Source organism: Geobacillus sp. BMUD (assembly GCF_013096845.1).
GTDB lineage: Bacteria > Bacillota > Bacilli > Bacillales > Anoxybacillaceae > Geobacillus > Geobacillus vulcani.
Genome location: NZ_SDLA01000012.1, coordinates 35,279 through 53,556 on the forward strand (window position 1 = coordinate 35,279; position 18,278 = coordinate 53,556).

The window sequence follows — 18,278 nt, forward strand, 5'->3', positions numbered from 1 at the left end:
GAGGAACGATGACCGTGGAGGAAAAGAAAACGAAAAAGTCGCTGCCGTTGCGAAGCGAGATTCCGGTGGAAGAAACGTGGCGGCTTGAGGACATTTTTCCGACCGATGACGCTTGGGAAGAAGAGTTCAGGCAAGTGAAGGAGATGATTCCAAAACTGGGCGAATACAAAGGGCGGCTTGGCGAATCGCCGGAAGTGTTGTATGAAGCATTGCAATACCAAGATGACGTATCAATGCGCCTCGGCAAGCTGTATACATACGCCCATATGCGCTATGACCAAGATACGACCAATTCGTTTTACCAAGGGCTCGACGCACGGGCGAAAAGCTTGTACAGTGAAGCATCGAGCGCGATGGCGTTTATCGTGCCGGAAATTTTGGCGATCGACGAAGCGGTGTTGCGCTCGTTTTTGGAACAATACGAGCCGCTCCGTTTGTATGCACACGCGTTAGACGAGATTACGCGCCAGCGCCCGCACGTGCTGTCGGCGGAAGAAGAGGCGATCTTGGCGCAGGCGGCCGAGGTGATGCAGGCAGCATCCAATACGTTCAGCGCATTAAACAATGCCGACTTGAGATTCCCGACGATCATGGATGAAAACGGGGACGAAGTCGAAGTGACGCACGGCCGATTCATCCGCTTTTTAGAAAGCACAGACCGTCGTGTCCGCCGTGAGGCGTTTTACGCCGTATACCATACGTACGAGAAGTTTCAAAACACGTTCGCCAATACACTTGCCGGCACGGTGAAAAAAGACAACTTTTTCGCCCGCGTCCGCCGTTATCGTTCGGCGCGGGAAGCGGCGTTGGATGCCAACAACATTCCCGAGAGCGTCTATGACAACTTAATTGCCACGATTCATGAACATTTGCCATTGTTGCACCGGTACGTGCGGCTGCGCAAGAAAGTGCTTGGGCTTGATGAGCTGCATATGTACGACTTGTATACGCCGCTTGTGCAAGAAGTGAAAATGGAAATTACGTACGAGCAAGCGAAGCAGTACATGTTGGAAGGGCTTGCGCCTCTTGGCGAGGAATATATAGCGATTGTAAAAGAGGGGCTTGACAACCGCTGGGTTGATGTGCGTGAAAACAAAGGAAAGCGAAGCGGCGCCTATTCGTCGGGAGCATACGGCACCCATCCGTACATTTTGCTCAACTGGCAGGATAATGTCAACAATTTGTTTACACTCGTGCATGAGTTTGGCCATTCGGTGCACAGTTATTATACGCGCAAAACGCAGCCGTATCCGTATGCCCATTATTCGATCTTCGTCGCTGAGGTGGCGTCGACATGCAATGAGGCGCTGTTGAACGACTATTTGCTGAAAACGATCGATGATGAGAAGAAGCGGCTTTATTTGCTCAACCATTATCTTGAGGGGTTCCGCGGCACGGTTTTTCGCCAGACGATGTTCGCGGAGTTTGAACATTTGATCCATCTGAAGGAGCAGCAAGGAGAGGCATTGACGGCCGAGACGTTGACGTCCCTTTATTACGACTTGAATAAAAAGTATTTTGGAGAGGATATTGTCGTGGACAAAGAAATCGGACTCGAGTGGGCGCGCATTCCGCATTTTTATTACAATTACTACGTATACCAGTACGCGACCGGTTTCAGCGCGGCGACTGCATTGAGTAAACAAATTTTGGAAGAAGGAGAACCGGCGGTGAGACGATACATCGACTTTTTGAAAGCCGGCAGCTCTGATTACCCGATTGAAGTGCTGAAAAAAGCCGGCGTCGACATGACGAGCGCCGAGCCGATCCGCCAGGCGTGCCAAGTGTTTGCGGAGAAGCTTGATGAGATGGAGCGGCTGCTTGGGAAATGAAACGAATGCGGCGTTACAGCCGCATTCGTTTGGACGGAAATCCCCGAAACTGGTGGCGGCGGTTCCATGTCGCCACCAACCCGAGCAAGGAAAGGAACAAAAGCGGCATCGTGATCCAAAGCGGGGCGAGCTGCATGAGGCCGAACAAGTTTAGGATAAAGGCGGCAGCAGATGCTGCCGTCCAAAGGGATAAGACGATGCGCTGCTTCATGGTGATGGCCTCCTCTTTCCGTTTGCCTTAATTATATGCTGTTTGTCTGCCTAGGCATGACACAGGGCGAATTATGACAATAATGTGAACAAACGAGCAAACGGGTTGCCAATTTGCTCGTCCGTTTGTTAAGATATAGCTGTAAACGGAAGACAAAACCTGATACCCCTTTGTTTGACCGTGAACAATTTCTCCCATCCCCTTTGTTGTCTTGGCAACACAAGAAAAAGCCCGGCGTCAGCCGGGCTTTTTCTTGTGCCCGTCCCTGCTGCTAGGGACGGGCATCATCGATATAGCGCCAAAATGTTCCGTGTTTGACGGGCACCCGCTCCACTTTTTGCTTTAGCTGCAACTTTTTCATTTCCGTTTCTGCTTCTTGGATCGTCCAGTTGTATACAACGGCAATTTCTTTTGTGGCGACGAATTTAAAATGGCTTAAAAATGATTCCAGCGGAGGGGGAGAGGACGGTTCAGGATGGAAGCCGAGCATTTCGGCGATCAACTCGACGTAGATGTCGTACGGATAGCATCCGGAAATTTTAATGCCTTCGTCTTCAATGTTTTCATTAAACAACACAAGCGTTGGAATTTCGTCGACGTCCATTTCCGAGGTGATTTTTAAATCGCATTGAAACGCTTTCGCCGCTCCCGGCGAGTGCATGTCGCGCAGAAATTCATCGACATCCAAGCCCGCTTCGACGGCGCATTCGGCGAGCACCGACAAATCGGCGACATTTTGCTTTTCGAGAAAAAGTTGTTCTTGCAACTTGCGCAAAAAGCGAAGGCCAGCCCGCTTTCCTTGCATTTCCGCCGCTTTAATGGCGAGCGATGGGGCGAACGGGCTTGAAATCCGGTTTTCGAGCCAAACGCTGCCGTCGCATGACATACCGGTGCGGCACGCCGCCCACTCCCACGCTTTGGCCATGGCCTCCGGCTTCGTTCCTTTGCGAGCGCTCCATGTCGCCCATGTTCCGCTCAATATGTGCCTTAAGGTAAAAAAACGGCCGTATTCGATCGTCAACTTTTTGATGACTGGTTCAAGCCCCCAGCATTCCGGGCATAAAGGATCGATAAACAAATACAGCTCGAGCGGTTTGTTCGTATTGCCTAGCGGCTGGGAAGGGGAGCAGGCGGGCGCCGTCGTCTTCCCAGCAAACTTCTCACCCAAGGGTATGCTCCTTTCTGTCCAGATGATCCGGGGTGTTGACCATATGATGGGCGGTGAGTACAAGCCGGTGATAAAACTGTTCGCGCGCCGGCCCGGACAAGCCGATTTCGTCCATGGCCGCCCGCATGCAGGCAAGCCACGCTTCCGCCCGTTTCGGCGTGATTTCAAAGCGGAGATGGCGCGCCCTCAGCATAGGGTGTCCATGCTCTGCCGTGTAAAGCGGCGGCCCGCCTAAATATTGCGTTAAAAACTGTTTTTGCTTGCGGGCGGTTTCCGTCAAATCGTCAGGGAAAATGGGCCTTAAGTCGGGATGTGCGGCCACGCGCCGGTAAAATGCTTCGACAAGCTTCGCAACCGTCTCCTCTCCGCCGATCGCCTCATAAAGGGTTTGCCATTGTTCACCCATCGCGGATGCTCCTTTTGTTTGAAAATCATTCGTTGTCGTTTGATTGCTATTTTATCAACAGTGCGCATAGATCTCAAACAAAGTGACTCGAGCGCCGCTCGTTTATGTGCGGTAGCTTTTCAATACGCGTTCGATATACGCGCGCGTTTCGGCAAATGGCGGCACGCCCCTATAGCGGTCGACGTGCCCGGGCCCAGCGTTGTAGGCGGCCAAGGCGAGAGTGATATTGCCGTTATACCGGTCAAGGAGCTGGCGCAAATATTTTACGCCGCCATCGATGTTTTGCGCTGGGTCAAGCGGATCGTTGACACCGAGCATTTTCGCTGTGCTTGGCATGAGCTGCATGAGTCCAAGCGCTCCAGCCGGGCTTTTCGCATCAGGACGAAAGTTTGACTCATGACGAATGACGGCGCGGATGAGCTGCGGGTCAACATGATATTTTTCCGCCGCTGCCGCAATCAAGGCATCGATGGAAGAAGACGCTTTGACTGCGGTGCCCGTCTCATGTTTGATCAGGGCGCCGCTATGGTCAGCGGGCGCCGGAGGCTGACCGCTTGAGGAGGCTTGAGGCGCCTCGACAGGTGATTCCTCCCCGCGGTTGAGCGATTCGGCAAGCAAGCTTGAAAACAAAGATGGCACCGGCGATGGCAACAGGCTCGAGCCTCCGGATGAGAACGCATGGAGCGCCTGCCATTCAACGAGCAGCTTTAATGGTGAAACGTTCATCGTCCTTCCTCCATTTCCTTCATGCGGGCGTAAAAGCGGGCGATTTTGTTTGGCGCCGGGCGGCGCGGAATGCCGAGCATCTCAAGGAGGCGCAAAAACCGCTTTTCACCCGTTTCCGCGTGATTCACTTCATATTCAAGTTCGTAATCTTCGCTTTGTAAATAACGGTTATGGTCAAGGCATAACGTGCCGCCTTCATGAGGCCATTCGGCGCGATCGGTGACAAGGGAGCCGAAGCAGCGCACCTCGTGTGGCTGGATGCCCAGCTCTGCAAGCAACTCGGCGATCGCCCCGCGCGGCGCCGCGATCCCGGCAATCAACGCTTCCGCTTCAGACAACGAAAGCGGCTCATGGGTTTCCAAAATGGTCCCGTTCGCCTGCGTTTGTTTCAGCGTCAAGGTCAGGCGCCCCTCTTTCGCTCGAATGCGCAGCGCTGCCGCTCGTTCTTTCAGGGCGAATGACGGGGTGTCAAAGTAATGGTTTTCCTGGCGGCGGAAAGCGCCATCATCGAGGCGGAAGGCGGCGCGGACGGCCGCAAACTCCGCTGCCGTTAACAAGTTTTTTAATTCGATTTCGATTTCTTGATGCATCGTGAATCTCCTTCAAAAAGGATAGTCGTCTCCTTCTATTATCAGCTGTTTTCCGGCGAATATCAATTCATTTCGTCTGCATAGGGTGAATATGGTAAAATAAAGGATGGATGGTTGACTGATGTGGAAGGAGAGAAAACATGAACGAAAAATGGATCGTTCAACGGGCAGAGCGAAAGGATGGCCGGCTTTGGCTGTATGTCGATGATGCCGTTGGTTCGCTTGCCCATGTTTCGCCGAAACGCCATATGCTTGTTGACTCGGATGCGTTGGCGTTTGCGTACATTTTGGAAACCGATGACCACTTTCTATATGTCATGGTTCCGAAGCCGTGGTGGCCTGAGCTAAAGGCGGCGCTTGACGCCGAGGAGCCGGTCTGGCTTCGATGTGGGGAAAAAACGCTCGAGCTTGAACAGTTTCACGATGAACTGTCTTATTTGCTTGAAAATATTCGCGGCAACGCCAACTATGGCGAGGCGCTTGAACAGGCGGTGCAAGACGTGTTTTTTGAGCAATAAGCCGGTGGGTTTCCTTTCCAGCGCGTTCGAACAGGGAGCGGCCCGATGAATTCGCATCGAGCAGCAAGGCAGAGGCGCGGTTGTGCTCTCTTGACTGAAAGCCGCGGGAGATTGAAAACATGTAGGCAGGTGGTACGATGGTAAACCATTGGGATTTGTTTTTAGCCCCGTATAAGCAGGCGGTTGAGGAGTTGAAAGTGAAGCTAAGGGGCATTCGCGCCCAATTCGAGATGATTGAAGCGCACTCGCCCATTGAGTTTGTCACCGGGCGGGTGAAGCCGGTTGCCAGCATTTTGGATAAGGCGCAAAAGAAAAACATCCCGCTCGACCGTCTCGAGGAAGAGATGCAAGATATTGCGGGGCTGCGCATCATGTGCCAATTTGTCGATGACATCAAGACGGTCGTTGAGCTGTTGCGCCAGCGCAACGATTTTACGATTGTCGAGGAACGCGATTACATCACACAAAAAAAAGAGAGCGGCTACCGCTCGTATCATCTTGTCATCCGCTACCCGGTGCAGACGATCCGCGGCGAAAAAAACATTTTAGCAGAGATTCAAATCCGGACGTTGGCGATGAACTTTTGGGCGACGATTGAACATTCGCTGAACTATAAATACAGCGGGCGTTTCCCTGAAGACATCAAAGTTCGGCTGCAGCGAGCCGCGGAGGCGGCCTATCGCCTCGATGAGGAGATGTCGAAAATCCGCTTTGAAATTCAAGAAGCGCAGGCTGCTTTTTCCCGAAAACAAGAAGCAAAAGGAGAAGGGCAATGAAACCGACGGACGCGCCGCTTGCATTCGCTATTACGTCCAAAGGGGATGACACATCGAACGCTCTGGCGCAAAAAATGAAAACGTATTTGCTTGATTTTGACTTGCGTTACGATGAAGAGAAACCTGATCTCGTCATTTCGGTTGGCGGCGATGGAACGCTGTTGTACGCGTTCCATCGCTATTGCCATCGGTTGGACAAGACTGCGTTTGTCGGCGTCCATACTGGCCATCTGGGCTTTTACGCCGACTGGGTGCCGGAAGAACTCGAAAAGCTTGTGATTGCCATCGCCAAGACGCCATACCAGGTCGTGGAATATCCGCTTCTTGAGGTGACGATCCGCTATTTGAATGGAGGCAGCGAGGCGAAGTATTTGGCGCTCAATGAATGCACGGTCAAATGCGTCAGCGGGACGCTTGTGATGGATGTTGAGATTCGCGGCGACTTGTTTGAGCGGTTCCGCGGCGACGGGTTGTGCATTTCGACGCCGACCGGAAGCACAGCTTACAATAAAGCGCTCGGCGGCGCGATTTTGCATCCGTCGCTCGAGGCGATTCAAGTAACCGAGATGGCGTCCATCAACAACCGCGTGTTTCGGACAATCGGTTCGCCCCTCGTGCTGCCGGCGCACCATACGTGTTTACTTAAACCGGTCAATCACGTCGATTTTCAAATTACGATCGACCATTTATCGTTGCTGCATAAGGAAGTCAAGTCCATTCAATGCCGGGTGGCCGACGAAAAAGTGAGGTTCGCCCGTTTTCGACCGTTTCCGTTTTGGCGGCGGGTGCGCGACTCCTTTATCGCTGATTGAGGGAAATGGTTTCGCGGGACTTCCGTGTGGATGCGTGTTCTGTTCCGACGCTCAAGAAAAGATGCAGGAAGGAGATTGTGATGCAGAAAGGTGACAGCCATTGCCACCGTTTACGTTAACGTTTTCCATCGATGAGCGGCAAGATGGAAAACTGCTGCGCCAGTTTTTGAAAGAAAACGGCATTTCGCGGACGGCGCTCACCGATATTAAATTTCACGGCGGCGCGCTGTTAGTGGATGGGCGGCCTGTCACCGTCCGCCATGTGCTGCGCGCCGGCGAGACGCTGTCGGTCGTCTTTCCGTCGGAGCGGACAAGCGATTGGATGGACGCCGAACCGATGCCGCTTGACATTGTGTATGAGGATGATTACGTTCTTGTTGTCAACAAACCAGCTGGATTGGCGACGATTCCGTCGCGCCATCACCCAGGCGGGACGCTCGCCAACGGCTTGCTCCACCATTATCGCCAACAGCAGCTCGACTCGACCGTCCATATCGTCACCCGGCTTGACCGCGACACGTCCGGGCTCGTGCTCGTCGCCAAGCACCGCCACGTTCATCATTTGTTGTCGGCATTGCAACAAAAAGGGCACGTTGTGCGCACGTATGAAGCCATTTGCCATGGCGTCATCGTCAAGGATGAAGGGACGATTGACGCCCCCATCGGCCGCCAAAGCGGCAGCATCATCGCTCGCGAGGTGCGGGAAGACGGAAAGCCGGCGGTCACTCATTTTCGTGTGCTGGAGCGTTTGTGCGGCTATACGTATGTTTCGCTCCGGCTCGAGACGGGGCGCACGCACCAAATCCGCGTTCATTTCGCTTATCTCGGCCACCCGCTCGCCGGCGATGAGCTCTACGGCGGAAGCCGGGAGATGATCGGCCGCCAGGCGCTTCACAGCCGGCAGCTGTCGTTTTTTCACCCGTTTGCCGGGCGCTGGTATACATTTTCCGTCCCGCTGCCTGACGATATGGCGAACTTGATCGAAGCAGCGCGCGGACGAAGCGTAGATTAGGAGAACGTGCGGAATTTTTCCGGAACAAACGGCATTGAGGAAGGAACAGAGACTGTTTCCATTTCTGGATATCGCAAGGCGGTCAGAGCACCGCCAAATACGCAGCCGGTGTCGATGTTGACCGTCCGTCCGACAAACCGCGGTTTTTCGACTGGCGTATGGCCATACACAACCCATGCGCTGCCGCGATACCGTTTCGCCCAGTCGCGGCGCACCGGCGTCCCGTCCGGGTTCGTTTCGCCGGTGATGTCCCCATACAGGACGAACGTCTTGACTTTTTTGTCCGTCCGCCCGATATAGTCGTGGCGGATGCCCGCATGGGCGATGACAAGGCGCCCCTCATCGAGCACTGCATACAGCGGCGCCTGTTCATACAGGCGGATGAACTTGCGGCGGATCATCTCTTGTTCGCTTGGAGGCAAGGCGCGATATTCTGCGACCGTCGTCTCAAGCCCGTGGGCGATTTGCACGTTTCGTCCTAAAAAAAAAGCGGTACAGCTTATTGCAATGGTTGCCGGGGACGTAGTAAGCCAAATTTCGCTCAACAAGGGCCGAGACGATCTCGATCATGTTCAGCGATTCAGGGCCGCGGTCTGTCAAGTCGCCGACAAAGCCGAGTTTTCGCCCGTCCGGATGAATCGGCACCCCTTCGTCCCAATGGTAGCCGAGCGTCGCCGTCAATGCGGCGAATTCACGGAAGCAGCCATGAATGTCGCCGATGATATCCACTTGCATCGAATGTGCTCCTTTCTCGCCATAATGGTTGTACTACCAGTATGTCCGTTCAGTCAGGAAAAGAAAAGATGCGGCGGTTTTGCCCGTCTCATCGCGGCTTTTGCGGGGGCAACGCCCAAACGGCGGAGCCCGCGGCCAGGAAACAAAGAAGTGGAGTTGAGCTTGATGGCGACAAAAAACGCCGCCTGCTCACAGAACAAGCGGCTTATTCATCGCTCGCGAACATAAACTTCCGCGTCCGCGAATGAACGTTTAAGACAAGTCCGATCGCCAGCATGTAAGTCGCCAGCGAGCTTCCTCCATAGCTGATGAACGGCAGCGGCAGTCCAGTGATCGGCAAAAGTCCAATCGTCATGCCAATGTTTTGGAACACTTGGAACGTGATCATGCCTGCGACGCCGGCGCATAAATAGCTGCCGTACAAATCGTTGCTCTCTAAGGCAATATGGATCATGCGATAAATGAGCAGGAAAAAGAGAGACACGACGATGCTTGAGCCGACAAATCCGAACTGCTCGGAGATGACGCCAAATACGAAGTCGGTATGCGCCTCGGGCAAATACACTTGCAAATGGCCCAGCCCTTTTCCATACAGTTCCCCTGACCCGATGGCCATAAGCGAACGGATGAGCTGAAAGCCTTGTTCGTTGGAATATTCATATGGAGCCAGCCAACCGTAAAAGCGGTTTAGCTGGTAGTCTTCTTTAATGATGTATTGATGGAAGAAATCTGGAAAATAAAAGTAAATGAAAACAACGATCGCCACTGCCGTTACGCCGGAAAAGACGATGCCGAAAATGATGCGCCAGCGGATGCCGGAAACGAGCACCAAAGTGGCGGTGATGGCGATAAACACCATCGACATGCCCATGTCTGGCTGCTTGGCGAGCAAAATGAGCGGCGGCAACACGGTGAGGGCGATTTTCCCGAGCAGCTTAAAATCGTCCTGGATCGTTGGGTCGGGATGTTTTTCCCGATGGTTGACGATGATGCGGCTTAGGACGATGATCATAAAAATTTTCATCAGCTCGGATGGTTGGAAATTCCCCCCAGGTAGATGGTACCAGCTCGTCGCCCCTTTAATCGTCACCGATCCCGGGACATTCAATTCCAGCCCAAGCAGCAGCAGCATCCCGAATCCATACAAATACCAAGCGATTTGAAACAGCCGATCATAGTCAATGATCATCGTCAAGGCGATGACGACAGCGCCGATGGCATACCATTGCAACTGTTTGGAAGCAAAGTTGACGTTTTGCAGCTTCTCAGGCAGCATCGACTCGGCGCTATGGATGGCGATGGCGCTGATGACAGCCATCAAGAATAAAAGGAACAACATATGGTAATCAAGCTTCGATTGGGAAAAGCGATCATGGTTCATGGAACAATCCTCTCCATTCGAATGTGCCATATACCATATTAACGAATCGCTCCCGTTTTGCAAAGTGGAAAACTGCCGCCGACAAAGGGAAAATAAAGGGAGCGGTGAAAGGCGCTCATTTACATTGTCAGTTATGTATCATATAATGAAATTAACACCTGGTGTTAAGAATAAATGACAATTAGGAGGATGAGCGAATGGTTCTATCATTGGAAGGACGTACATATGTCGTGATGGGGGTGGCGAACAAGCGGAGCATCGCCTGGGGCATCGCCCGTTCGCTTCATGCTGCCGGCGCCCGCCTTGTGTTTACGTATGCCGGAGAACGGTTTGAAAAAGAGGTGCGGTCGCTTGTCGATACGCTCGGAGACGAACGTTCGCTTCTATTGCCGTGCGATGTGGCCAAAGATGAAGACATCGTTCAATGTTTCGCGCAAATCAAAGAACAAGTCGGCGTCATCCACGGCGTCGCTCATTGCATCGCCTACGCCAATAAAGAAGATTTGAGCGGGGAATATATGAACGTCAGCCGCGAAGGCTTTTTGCTCGCCCACAATATCAGCGCGTATTCGCTCACCGCGGTGGCGCGCGAGGCGAAAGAGCTGATGACCGAAGGCGGCAGCATCGTCACCCTCACGTACTTAGGCGGCGAGCGCGTCGTGCAAAATTATAACATCATGGGCGTGGCGAAAGCGTCGTTGGATGCGAGCGTGAAATATTTGGCGAACGATTTAGGCAAATACGGCATCCGCGTCAATGCCATTTCCGCCGGACCGATTCGCACGCTGTCGGCCAAAGGCGTGAGCGATTTCAATTCGATTTTAAAGCAAATCGAAGAACGCGCCCCGCTCCGCCGGACGACGACCCAAGAAGAGGTCGGCGATGCGGCGCTGTTTTTGTTCAGCGACTTGTCGCGCGGCATCACCGGGGAAATTATTCACGTCGACTCTGGATACCATATTTTAGGATATTAACATGAATGAGCAGCCACTCCTGTCGATGGAGCGGCTGTTTTTTGTTTGACTTGGGCAATTATCGGAATCATGGGCATACATATATAAAGTAAGGCAAGCATGGAAAGGGGGATCGACGTGCGGAAACAAAACGTTGTAGAGACGGAGCCGTTGCTTTACATTGTGCAGCCAAAAGCGATGCGGGCGGCGGCGCATATGCAAGAAACGTTTATGTGGAGCAGTCGGTTGGACGAAGAGCAAAAAAACAACGCCGACGATGAGCAGGACGGAGAAGGGGAATTGACAACGCTTTTCGCCAACAAGGAGTTCCAGTTGATGACGCTGGATGAGCAGTTGGCCTTTTTGGTGGAGCTGCCCGACCATTTGCCGCCGCTGAAATGCCAATTTGTGATGAAAGATAAGAGCTATGAAGGCATATTAAAGAAGTATACGGCGACCGAGTTGACGATCGCCGATGAACGAGGAAACGAAACGGTCATCGGGCGCGCGCAGCTTCTTGCGGTGACGATGATCGGGTTTGTGCAGTAACGCATTTCCCTCCCTGCGTTGAAACTTATCTTTGTCTGAACGCATTGCGGCGCCGGGAAAGGGATGATGAGGGTTTGTTTCGCCCATTTGCTGTAGAAGTGTATGCTTATTTTATTTTGGACGTCCGTCATTTTCTACGTTGGCGATTTTCGCTTCTTGTTAGTGTGAACTGGCAATCGTAAAATGTTTGGTATCATGTTTCGCTTGAGCTTGATTGCGGTTCAAATGCGTTTTGGCCGACGCGTCCAGCGTTTGCTGGCTGCCGCTTGTAATCGTAAAAGGTTTTATGTGGCCGCCGGTCGGAGTCCGTTTAGGAGATGGAGCGCTTTTCGCGGGTTCTGTTTGCTTTGCCGCAGCTTCTTTTCGTTTGGCTGTTTGTTGAGTGTCTTCCATTGATGTGGCACGCTCTTTTTTGGCTTTTCCCTTTTTTGTTTTGTCGGATGACGCTGCCGGGTTCTTTTTCGAGTGGACTTTTTCTTTTGCATCCGCTCTGGGGGCTGGCAGGCTCCGTTGTTCTGTTGCCTTTTCTTTCAGCGGTTCTATTGTCATGCCGGCTGCTTGTTCTTCATTTGCTACAGCTTGTTCTGTGCTCTCTGCCTGCTTCCAAACGTCCAATAACTCGGAAGCGACTCGTTCCCAATGATAGATCGAAATGGCAAGCTGCCGGCCTTTTTCTCCCATTCTTTTCATCAAGGATGGGTCCGATAATATTTGGGCAATCTTGTCGGCAAAATCACTTGGGTCTTCCGGATTTTCGACGATAAGGCCGTTTTCATTGGCGAAAATGACTTCCGGATTGCCGCCTCTCGCGGTCGTTACAATCGGAAGTCCTGCTGCCATAGCCTCGTAGTGGACGCGCGCCAACGGTTCCTGCCATTGCGAGGTGCATACAAACAAATCGGCTGCCGCAAACCAATTTTGGATTTCATTCGGTGCGACAAACCCTGTCGTGACAACGGGGACAGGCATTCGTTTTGCCAACGCTCTTACATAGGCGACATAATCAGTAATGTCATTTTCACTAAACCAGTTGCTCCCGACAATCACCAGGGCTAAGTTTTTAAATTTTTTTGCCAGCTCCGGCAATGCTAGAATGAGTTTATCGACTCCCTTATTGCGCGACAGCCTTCCGGCGAACAAGATGACCGTTTTGTTTTCCAACCCATGCGCCCGCCGAATGTCGTTGCGTATTTTCTGCATTTTTGGATGATTTCCCGGCAAAAATCGTTCGCTGTCTACCCCTGAATAAATGGTGCGCAATTTTGGCGCTGCCTGCGGATATAGGCTGCGGATGACATTGCCAATATAATCGCTCACAGTTACGATGTAGGCCACTTCTGCGATGGCCGCTGCTGCTTCTTCCGGATCGATTTTTTCAGGTTGAAACATATCATTGTGCATACTTAACGTAATTTTGGCGGCGGGTGCTGCCTGTCGGACCGGAAGGACAAGACGGGGCCGGTTAAAGATGTGGATGAGATCGAACTGGTTCGCTTCCACATAACGAACAACGTTTTCCCGGTATATTTCAAATACTTTTCCCGGTACGCGCACGTAGTGAACGCCTTCGATCGTTTCTTGCTCGGGAAGCGACGAATCGCTGATGCCCAAAACGGTAATATCATGGAATTGGCTTACATGTGGAAGAATGCCGGAAATATACGTTTGAATGGCCCCGCCTAATAAAGGGGGAACGGGGAGTTTTTCTGTACAAACCATCAAAATTCTCATGTTTATCCCATTCCTTTCCAGTCATTTTCGATTTCTGCCAGTACAGGCCACTTCGACTGGTCGGTTTCGAGAATCGTTTGAATTAACTGTGCTGTTTGTTCATTGAGAAAGATTTCCGGTTCATAGACGACTTCTTTTATATTTTTGTAAAATTCGTTTGGCATGGCCAAATCAATCATCAAAAGCTCATATAATTCAGGCGTTATGGGATTGGCTTCATGGTATGCTAGAATCATTTCCCGCACCCATGTTGCATCCCATTTGTATAAATCCGCCATGGTGCCGCTAATGAGTTTTCGTAAATCACGAATCGGAAGGTCAAAGGCAACTCCGTCGAGATCAATAATCCACATTCCGTCCGCTCCCATTTGGCCGTTGGACCAACCGTAGTCTTGGTGAACCAACCCCCAATGAGCCGTTCCTTGCTTGACGAATTCGACATAGCTGGATTGCAGGAATCGTTCCATGCCTTTTCGCGCCTGTTCTTCAAATCGGTCAACTACCTCTAATAACGGAGGGCTTGCCGGCATTTCAGGGTAGTATTTGGCAATGTTCCGAAACCAGCTCATTTTCGTGATCATTTTTTCATAGTTTTTTGGCCACTTGTGCAGTCGCGAGGCCATTTCCGCCTGCTTCGGGGGGACGTATCCTTTGCTTAGGCGATGGAATTCGCCAAGGGCATAACAAAGCTTTCTTGCTCCTTCCAAATCCTTTGTAACTGGCGTCAACGGTTCAATCCATTCCGCCACAAACCATAGTTTTCCTCCTGCCTCGACATAACTTTTTCCATCCTTTGTTTTTACAATTGGCGGCACTCTTGCCTTGCGCACTTCCACTAAATATTCTTGTGCTCCTAGGCTGAATAGGCTCCTTGTCGGCCTCCTGTGCAGCAGCTTCAAACTTTTCGGGCCCGATTTCGTTTCGAGCTTCCAAATCGCTCCTCCCTTGTCCGGTTTTGTCGTAACGATTTGCATGTTTTGAACGGATAAATCGTAGTTTTTCAGCACTTCCTCTGCCAGCTGGATAATATACTCAGGGACAAAAAATTCATGGGTCGTTTCATCGACGAGCCATGGTTCAATAATGATGTCTTTCATGCTATCCCTCCTGTCGGGTATTGGGGAATGGACGAAGCGAAATATGTGTGATTGCTACTAGGATATGTATTGAGAACGAATTTGGACTGGGTAAGCTCATTAACTTATTAGGATCTTTCTCTATGCCCCTGAAGCTGCTGATGGCGTTCGATGCGGAGGAAGCATACTTACAGGGATGCAATGGCAAAGAAGTGGAATGGTTGGTTTCAGAGAGACAAAGAGAAAAAGGCTGTCCCGAAAAAATTTCTCTCCTTGGACAGCCCTTATTGGTCTGGGGAAAGGGAGGAACATGCTTCGATGTAAACCGTTTCAAAGCGCTTAGCCACATGGTGGAATTGAAATTGCTGTTCAACGAGCGCTCTTGCGTTTTTCGCCATGGTTTCCGCTTCATGTTTGTTCACAAGCATGTAATCAATTGCTTCAAAAAAAGCGTGCGGGTTTTGGTAGTCATCGATGACAAAGCCGGTCTCGCCGTGGCGGACGATTTCGGCATTGCCGCCGCGGTTGGTCGTCACGACCGGAATGCCAGCGGCCATCGCCTCATAATGGACGCGGGCGAGCGGCTCGTGCCATTGCGAGCTGCATACAAACACATCGGCGATTAAAAGCAGTTTTGGAATATGGTTGTGCGGGACGTAGTTTGTAAAGATGATACGATCGGCCATTGGCGATGCCAATTCATGAAGCCAATCGATGTATTCGCTCCGGCTGTTGTCGCTGAACCATTTTCCACCGGCAATAACCAGCGCTGCCTCGGGATGGCGGGTTAAAAGGGAGGGCAGGCATTGAATCAGCAAATGCGGTCCTTTTGTTTTGCTGAGTCGGCCGAGAAAGAGAACGACTTTTTTATCGGTGAGTCCGTACGCTTCACGTTCCGCCTGGCGGATGCGCCTGCCTTCTTCCGTCCAGACGGGGATGTACTGGGCAAGGTCGACTCCCGAATAAATGACTTTGATTTTTTTCGGGTCCACCAAGTACCGGTCAGTCACCGTCTGTTTGATGTATTCACTGACGGCGGTCAGCAAGGTGCAGGCGTCTAGCGCTCGCTTCGCCTGCTCTGCTGTCATTTTCAACGGTGAAAACATGTCGTTATGAAGGCTTAGCACAAAAGCGCTTTGTGGAGACGCCGCTTGGTAATCGATGAGTGGAACAGGACGGTTGAAGACGTGGACGACATCAAATTTGGATGCGGCCAGCGCACGTGCCACATCCATTTCATATGTCGGCTTCGGAAAACGGATGTAGCGGATGTTTCCGTCTATCTCTTCAGACGGCAACAGCGGGTCAGTGATGGAAAAAATGGTCAGCTCGTGGCGGCGGGCGATCAAGGGAGCAATCCCATCGATCATCATTTGAACGGCCCCGCCCCGTACTGCCGGAGCGGGCAGCTTTTCCGTGCAGACATAGGCGATTTTCATGAATGCTCACCCTCATACAGCGAACGGATGTATTCGATCTCTTTTTGTAGGCCGTCCTCAAGCGTGACAACTGGCTTGTACCCAAGCAGCCGCTCCGCTTTTGTCAAGTCGGCCCACGTTTGTTTCGGCTCTCCGCGGGCGGCGGGGGTATACTGAATGTTTGCATGTTTTCCCGTCAACTTTTCAAGCAGCCGGATCACCTCATTGACTGATGCTCGTTCTTTTCCGCCGATATTGATCGTTTCTCCAATGATGTCATCCCGCTCGAGTGCGGCGATCGTTCCAGCAACGCAGTCAGAAATATAGGTGAAATCACGCGATTGTGTTCCGTCGCCGAACACGGTGAGCGGTTGTCCAGCGAGCAGCTGACGGATGAAGCGGTGAAACGACATGTCCGGGCGTTGACGCGGACCGTAGACGGTGAAATAGCGCAACATGACGACCGGTACGGCGAACTCACGAAAATAAACGCGGCATAAATGTTCGCCGGTGAGCTTTGTAATGCCATATGGGGAGAGCGGAACCGGTTCAAGTGTTTCCGACAACGGTCCACTTCGTTCGCCATAGACGGAGGAGGTCGAAGCGTAGATGAATCGTTTGAGCGGCCGGTCTTTGCACGCCTCAAGCAGCCGTTGGGTGGCGGAAATGTTGTGGGCAGCATAGGCGGCAAACTCCGTCCCCCAGCTCGTTCGCACGCCGGGCATGCCGGCTAAGTGGTAGACCGCTTCGACGTTTTGCAGCAAGGACGGCAAATCAACTGTCAACAAATCCAGCTCAAGGAAGGTAAACCGTGGATGAGACTGCAAATGGGCAATGTTGTTCGCTTTTAGCGGCGCCGGCGTCGGTCCGAGAAACCCGTCGACGCCGATTACACGATGCTCGTCGTTTTCGAGCAGTTTTTCGCATAAATGGGAGCCGATAAATCCAGCCGCACCGGTGACGAGAATGTTCATGGACAGCCCACCCCCATGTAGCGCAAACCGCCTTGTTCGACTGCATGGCGGTCCAAACAGTTTCGACCGTCAAACACGAGCGTCCCACTCATCGCCGCTTTCACTTGCCCCCAGTCAAGCGTCCGGAATTCGTCCCAATCGGTGGCGATGACCAAGCCATCCGCCCCTTGGATCGCTTCGCGCACCGACTGAACTTGTGTGACGCGGGCGAGCGGCTCCGAGAGCGTGGCCTTCGGGTCGTAGGCGGCGACCGTGCAGCCGTTTTCGCTCAATCGGCGGATGAGTGCTTCAGCAGGGGAAACACGCGTATCGTCCGTATTCGGCTTAAAGGAGATGCCAAGCACGGCGATCTTTTTGTCCGTCAATGGGGCAAGCTGTTCATTGAGTTTTTGAAAGCAAAAGTCAAGCTGGGTGGCGTTGACGGTCTGCACCGCCTTCAGCAAATGCGTCTCCACTTGGCGCGAGCGCGCCGCATATTCGAGCGCCTTGACGTCTTTTGGAAAACAGGAGCCACCATAGCCGAGGCCGGCCCGCAAAAAGTGCGGGCCGATGCGCGGGTCGAGGCCGATCCCGCGGGCGATGTCATTGACATCGACGGCAAACGCGTCACAAATGCGCGCCATTTCATTAATAAAGGAAATTTTAGTCGCCAAAAACGCGTTGGCGGCGTATTTGATTAGTTCCGCACCAGTCAGGCTCGTTGTGAGGTAAGGGGCATGGATGCCGGTATACACCGCCTGCATGACGGCAAGCGATTGGTCATCATCCGGTTCGAGTCCGACGACGATTTTGTCTGGGTGAAACATATCGTAAACAGCCGACCCTTCGCGCAAAAACTCCGGGTTGGATACGATGCGGAACAAATGCGGTTTCACTCCCTTGCGGATGAGCTCGGCGCGCATCCATTCATTTGTTCCTGGAGGGACAGTACTTTTCGTGACGATCGTTTTGTACGATTCGATCATGGTCGCCAAACGGTCGAGCACCGCTTCGATATAGCGCAAGTCGGTGCCGCCATCGGGCCGCGGCGGGGTGCCAACACAAATGACAACGACGGCCGCCCGTTTGATATCATCCCAGCGGCCGCTGAACGTCAAAGAATTATCATTTTTGGCAATCAATTCTTCAAGCCCTGGCTCATAAAACGGAACTTCCCCGTTATTGAGCAGGCGGATTTTCCGTTCATCATGATCGATGCAATGCACTTCATGCCCAAGTTCAGCAAGGACGGCAGCGGTGGTTAGTCCGACGTAGCCAGCGCCAATGATGCAGATGTTCATGCTAATAGGCCTCCTTCGTGAAATCTCCGGCTTTTATAGCGTATTAACGGACAAGCGTGGTTTGCTACATGGCAAGCGCCTAAAACGCTGGAAATGGGGCGGCCTGTTTTCGTCGGACAACCTTCCCCGT

General features: G+C 52.4%; 18 protein-coding genes and 1 pseudogene. 7 read left to right on the top strand and 12 right to left on the bottom strand.

All coding sequences use genetic code 11. The features are described 5' to 3' along the window. The first annotated feature begins 8 nt into the window (after positions 1 to 8). Positions 9 to 1,832: an oligoendopeptidase F gene (gene pepF, locus ETC05_RS12875; RefSeq protein ID WP_171661186.1), complete on the top strand. Its 1,824-nt coding sequence runs from the start codon at positions 9 to 11 to the stop codon at positions 1,830 to 1,832. A gap of 13 nt (positions 1,833 to 1,845) precedes the next feature. Here the strand turns inward: pepF and ETC05_RS12880 are convergent, their stop codons facing one another. The 5 genes from ETC05_RS12880 to ETC05_RS12900 all read right to left on the bottom strand — a co-directional run bounded on the left by ETC05_RS12880 (position 1,846) and on the right by ETC05_RS12900 (position 4,933). Continuing rightward, complete coding sequence (locus tag ETC05_RS12880) at positions 1,846 to 2,043, bottom strand: hypothetical protein (protein WP_031405062.1); 198 nt, start codon at positions 2,041 to 2,043, stop codon at positions 1,846 to 1,848. A gap of 271 nt (positions 2,044 to 2,314) precedes the next feature. After that, positions 2,315 to 3,211, bottom strand: coding sequence for a ClpXP adapter protein SpxH (gene spxH, locus ETC05_RS12885; RefSeq protein ID WP_031405060.1), 897 nt, complete (start codon positions 3,209 to 3,211; stop codon positions 2,315 to 2,317). After that, on the bottom strand, positions 3,204 to 3,617 hold the full coding sequence (locus ETC05_RS12890) for a globin domain-containing protein (protein WP_031405058.1): 414 nt from the start codon (positions 3,615 to 3,617) through the stop codon (positions 3,204 to 3,206). The genes spxH and ETC05_RS12890 overlap by 8 nt, the downstream gene beginning before the upstream one ends. Positions 3,618 to 3,719: 102 nt before the next feature. Beyond that, complete coding sequence (locus ETC05_RS12895) at positions 3,720 to 4,343, bottom strand: lytic transglycosylase domain-containing protein (protein WP_253264017.1); 624 nt, start codon at positions 4,341 to 4,343, stop codon at positions 3,720 to 3,722. Beyond that, positions 4,340 to 4,933 (bottom strand): CYTH domain-containing protein, encoded by a 594-nt coding sequence (locus tag ETC05_RS12900; RefSeq protein ID WP_031405054.1) that lies wholly within the window; start codon positions 4,931 to 4,933, stop codon positions 4,340 to 4,342. The genes ETC05_RS12895 and ETC05_RS12900 overlap by 4 nt, the downstream gene beginning before the upstream one ends. A gap of 140 nt (positions 4,934 to 5,073) precedes the next feature. On the opposite strand from ETC05_RS12900, the gene ETC05_RS12905 reads away from it, so the two are divergent. The 4 genes from ETC05_RS12905 (at position 5,074) to ETC05_RS12920 (ending at position 8,051) form a co-directional block, all read left to right on the top strand. Then, a complete protein-coding gene (locus ETC05_RS12905) occupies positions 5,074 to 5,451 on the top strand; it encodes a UPF0738 family protein (protein ID WP_171661187.1) in 378 nt (125 codons plus the stop codon). Between the two features lie 137 nt (positions 5,452 to 5,588). Then, entirely contained in the window at positions 5,589 to 6,227 is a 639-nt protein-coding gene (yjbM, locus tag ETC05_RS12910; RefSeq protein WP_031405051.1) for a GTP diphosphokinase, read from the top strand. Then, complete coding sequence (locus ETC05_RS12915) at positions 6,224 to 7,039, top strand: NAD kinase (protein WP_031405049.1); 816 nt, start codon at positions 6,224 to 6,226, stop codon at positions 7,037 to 7,039. The genes yjbM and ETC05_RS12915 overlap by 4 nt, the downstream gene beginning before the upstream one ends. A 100-nt stretch (positions 7,040 to 7,139) precedes the next feature. Continuing rightward, the gene (locus tag ETC05_RS12920) at positions 7,140 to 8,051 is read left to right on the top strand and encodes an RluA family pseudouridine synthase (protein WP_031405047.1); all 912 of its coding nucleotides are present in this window, start codon (positions 7,140 to 7,142) and stop codon (positions 8,049 to 8,051) included. On the opposite strand, the pseudogene prpE reads toward ETC05_RS12920, so the two are convergent. Further along, a pseudogene (prpE, locus tag ETC05_RS12925) lies at positions 8,048 to 8,786 on the bottom strand (bis(5'-nucleosyl)-tetraphosphatase PrpE). The gene ETC05_RS12920 and the pseudogene prpE overlap by 4 nt on opposite strands. Before the next feature lie 205 nt (positions 8,787 to 8,991). After that, complete coding sequence (locus ETC05_RS12930; protein ID WP_031405040.1) at positions 8,992 to 10,167, bottom strand: FtsW/RodA/SpoVE family cell cycle protein; 1,176 nt, start codon at positions 10,165 to 10,167, stop codon at positions 8,992 to 8,994. Positions 10,168 to 10,364: 197 nt separating this feature from the next. On the opposite strand from ETC05_RS12930, the gene fabI reads away from it, so the two are divergent. Both fabI and ETC05_RS12940 read left to right on the top strand, forming a co-directional pair. After that, the gene (gene fabI, locus ETC05_RS12935) at positions 10,365 to 11,141 is read left to right on the top strand and encodes an enoyl-ACP reductase FabI (RefSeq protein WP_031405038.1); all 777 of its coding nucleotides are present in this window, start codon (positions 10,365 to 10,367) and stop codon (positions 11,139 to 11,141) included. A gap of 117 nt (positions 11,142 to 11,258) precedes the next feature. Beyond that, the gene (locus ETC05_RS12940) at positions 11,259 to 11,669 is read left to right on the top strand and encodes a CotO family spore coat protein (protein WP_031405036.1); all 411 of its coding nucleotides are present in this window, start codon (positions 11,259 to 11,261) and stop codon (positions 11,667 to 11,669) included. Positions 11,670 to 11,828: 159 nt separating this feature from the next. Here the strand turns inward: ETC05_RS12940 and ETC05_RS12945 are convergent, their stop codons facing one another. The 5 genes from ETC05_RS12945 to ETC05_RS12965 form a co-directional block, all read right to left on the bottom strand. Then, a complete protein-coding gene (locus ETC05_RS12945; protein WP_171661188.1) occupies positions 11,829 to 13,400 on the bottom strand; it encodes a glycosyltransferase family 4 protein in 1,572 nt (523 codons plus the stop codon). Positions 13,401 to 13,402: 2 nt separating this feature from the next. Further along, positions 13,403 to 14,497, bottom strand: a complete 1,095-nt coding sequence (locus ETC05_RS12950) for a CotS family spore coat protein (protein ID WP_171661189.1) — start codon at positions 14,495 to 14,497, stop codon at positions 13,403 to 13,405. A 263-nt stretch (positions 14,498 to 14,760) separates the two neighbouring features. Further along, on the bottom strand, positions 14,761 to 15,915 hold the full coding sequence (locus tag ETC05_RS12955) for a glycosyltransferase family 4 protein (RefSeq protein ID WP_031405031.1): 1,155 nt from the start codon (positions 15,913 to 15,915) through the stop codon (positions 14,761 to 14,763). Continuing rightward, a complete protein-coding gene (locus ETC05_RS12960; protein WP_171661190.1) occupies positions 15,912 to 16,868 on the bottom strand; it encodes an NAD-dependent epimerase/dehydratase family protein in 957 nt (318 codons plus the stop codon). The genes ETC05_RS12955 and ETC05_RS12960 overlap by 4 nt, the downstream gene beginning before the upstream one ends. Continuing rightward, the gene (locus ETC05_RS12965; protein ID WP_171661191.1) at positions 16,865 to 18,148 is read right to left on the bottom strand and encodes a UDP-glucose dehydrogenase family protein; all 1,284 of its coding nucleotides are present in this window, start codon (positions 18,146 to 18,148) and stop codon (positions 16,865 to 16,867) included. The genes ETC05_RS12960 and ETC05_RS12965 overlap by 4 nt, the downstream gene beginning before the upstream one ends. Positions 18,149 to 18,278: the final 130 nt, after the last annotated feature.

Excerpts from the sequence above, each read along its gene's own strand:
- pepF (WP_171661186.1), top strand. The coding sequence starts at position 9 with ATGACCGTGGAGGAAAAGAAAACGAAAAAGTCGCTGCCGTTGCGAAGC.
- ETC05_RS12880 (WP_031405062.1), bottom strand. The coding sequence starts at position 2,043 with ATGAAGCAGCGCATCGTCTTATCCCTTTGGACGGCAGCATCTGCTGCC.
- ETC05_RS12890 (WP_031405058.1), bottom strand. The coding sequence starts at position 3,617 with ATGGGTGAACAATGGCAAACCCTTTATGAGGCGATCGGCGGAGAGGAG.
- ETC05_RS12895 (WP_253264017.1), bottom strand. The coding sequence starts at position 4,343 with ATGAACGTTTCACCATTAAAGCTGCTCGTTGAATGGCAGGCGCTCCAT.
- ETC05_RS12900 (WP_031405054.1), bottom strand. The coding sequence starts at position 4,933 with ATGCATCAAGAAATCGAAATCGAATTAAAAAACTTGTTAACGGCAGCG.
- ETC05_RS12905 (WP_171661187.1), top strand. The coding sequence starts at position 5,074 with ATGAACGAAAAATGGATCGTTCAACGGGCAGAGCGAAAGGATGGCCGG.
- yjbM (WP_031405051.1), top strand. The coding sequence starts at position 5,589 with ATGGTAAACCATTGGGATTTGTTTTTAGCCCCGTATAAGCAGGCGGTT.
- ETC05_RS12915 (WP_031405049.1), top strand. The coding sequence starts at position 6,224 with ATGAAACCGACGGACGCGCCGCTTGCATTCGCTATTACGTCCAAAGGG.
- ETC05_RS12930 (WP_031405040.1), bottom strand. The coding sequence starts at position 10,167 with ATGAACCATGATCGCTTTTCCCAATCGAAGCTTGATTACCATATGTTG.
- fabI (WP_031405038.1), top strand. The coding sequence starts at position 10,365 with ATGGTTCTATCATTGGAAGGACGTACATATGTCGTGATGGGGGTGGCG.
- ETC05_RS12945 (WP_171661188.1), bottom strand. The coding sequence starts at position 13,400 with ATGAGAATTTTGATGGTTTGTACAGAAAAACTCCCCGTTCCCCCTTTA.
- ETC05_RS12950 (WP_171661189.1), bottom strand. The coding sequence starts at position 14,497 with ATGAAAGACATCATTATTGAACCATGGCTCGTCGATGAAACGACCCAT.
- ETC05_RS12955 (WP_031405031.1), bottom strand. The coding sequence starts at position 15,915 with ATGAAAATCGCCTATGTCTGCACGGAAAAGCTGCCCGCTCCGGCAGTA.
- ETC05_RS12960 (WP_171661190.1), bottom strand. The coding sequence starts at position 16,868 with ATGAACATTCTCGTCACCGGTGCGGCTGGATTTATCGGCTCCCATTTA.
- ETC05_RS12965 (WP_171661191.1), bottom strand. The coding sequence starts at position 18,148 with ATGAACATCTGCATCATTGGCGCTGGCTACGTCGGACTAACCACCGCT.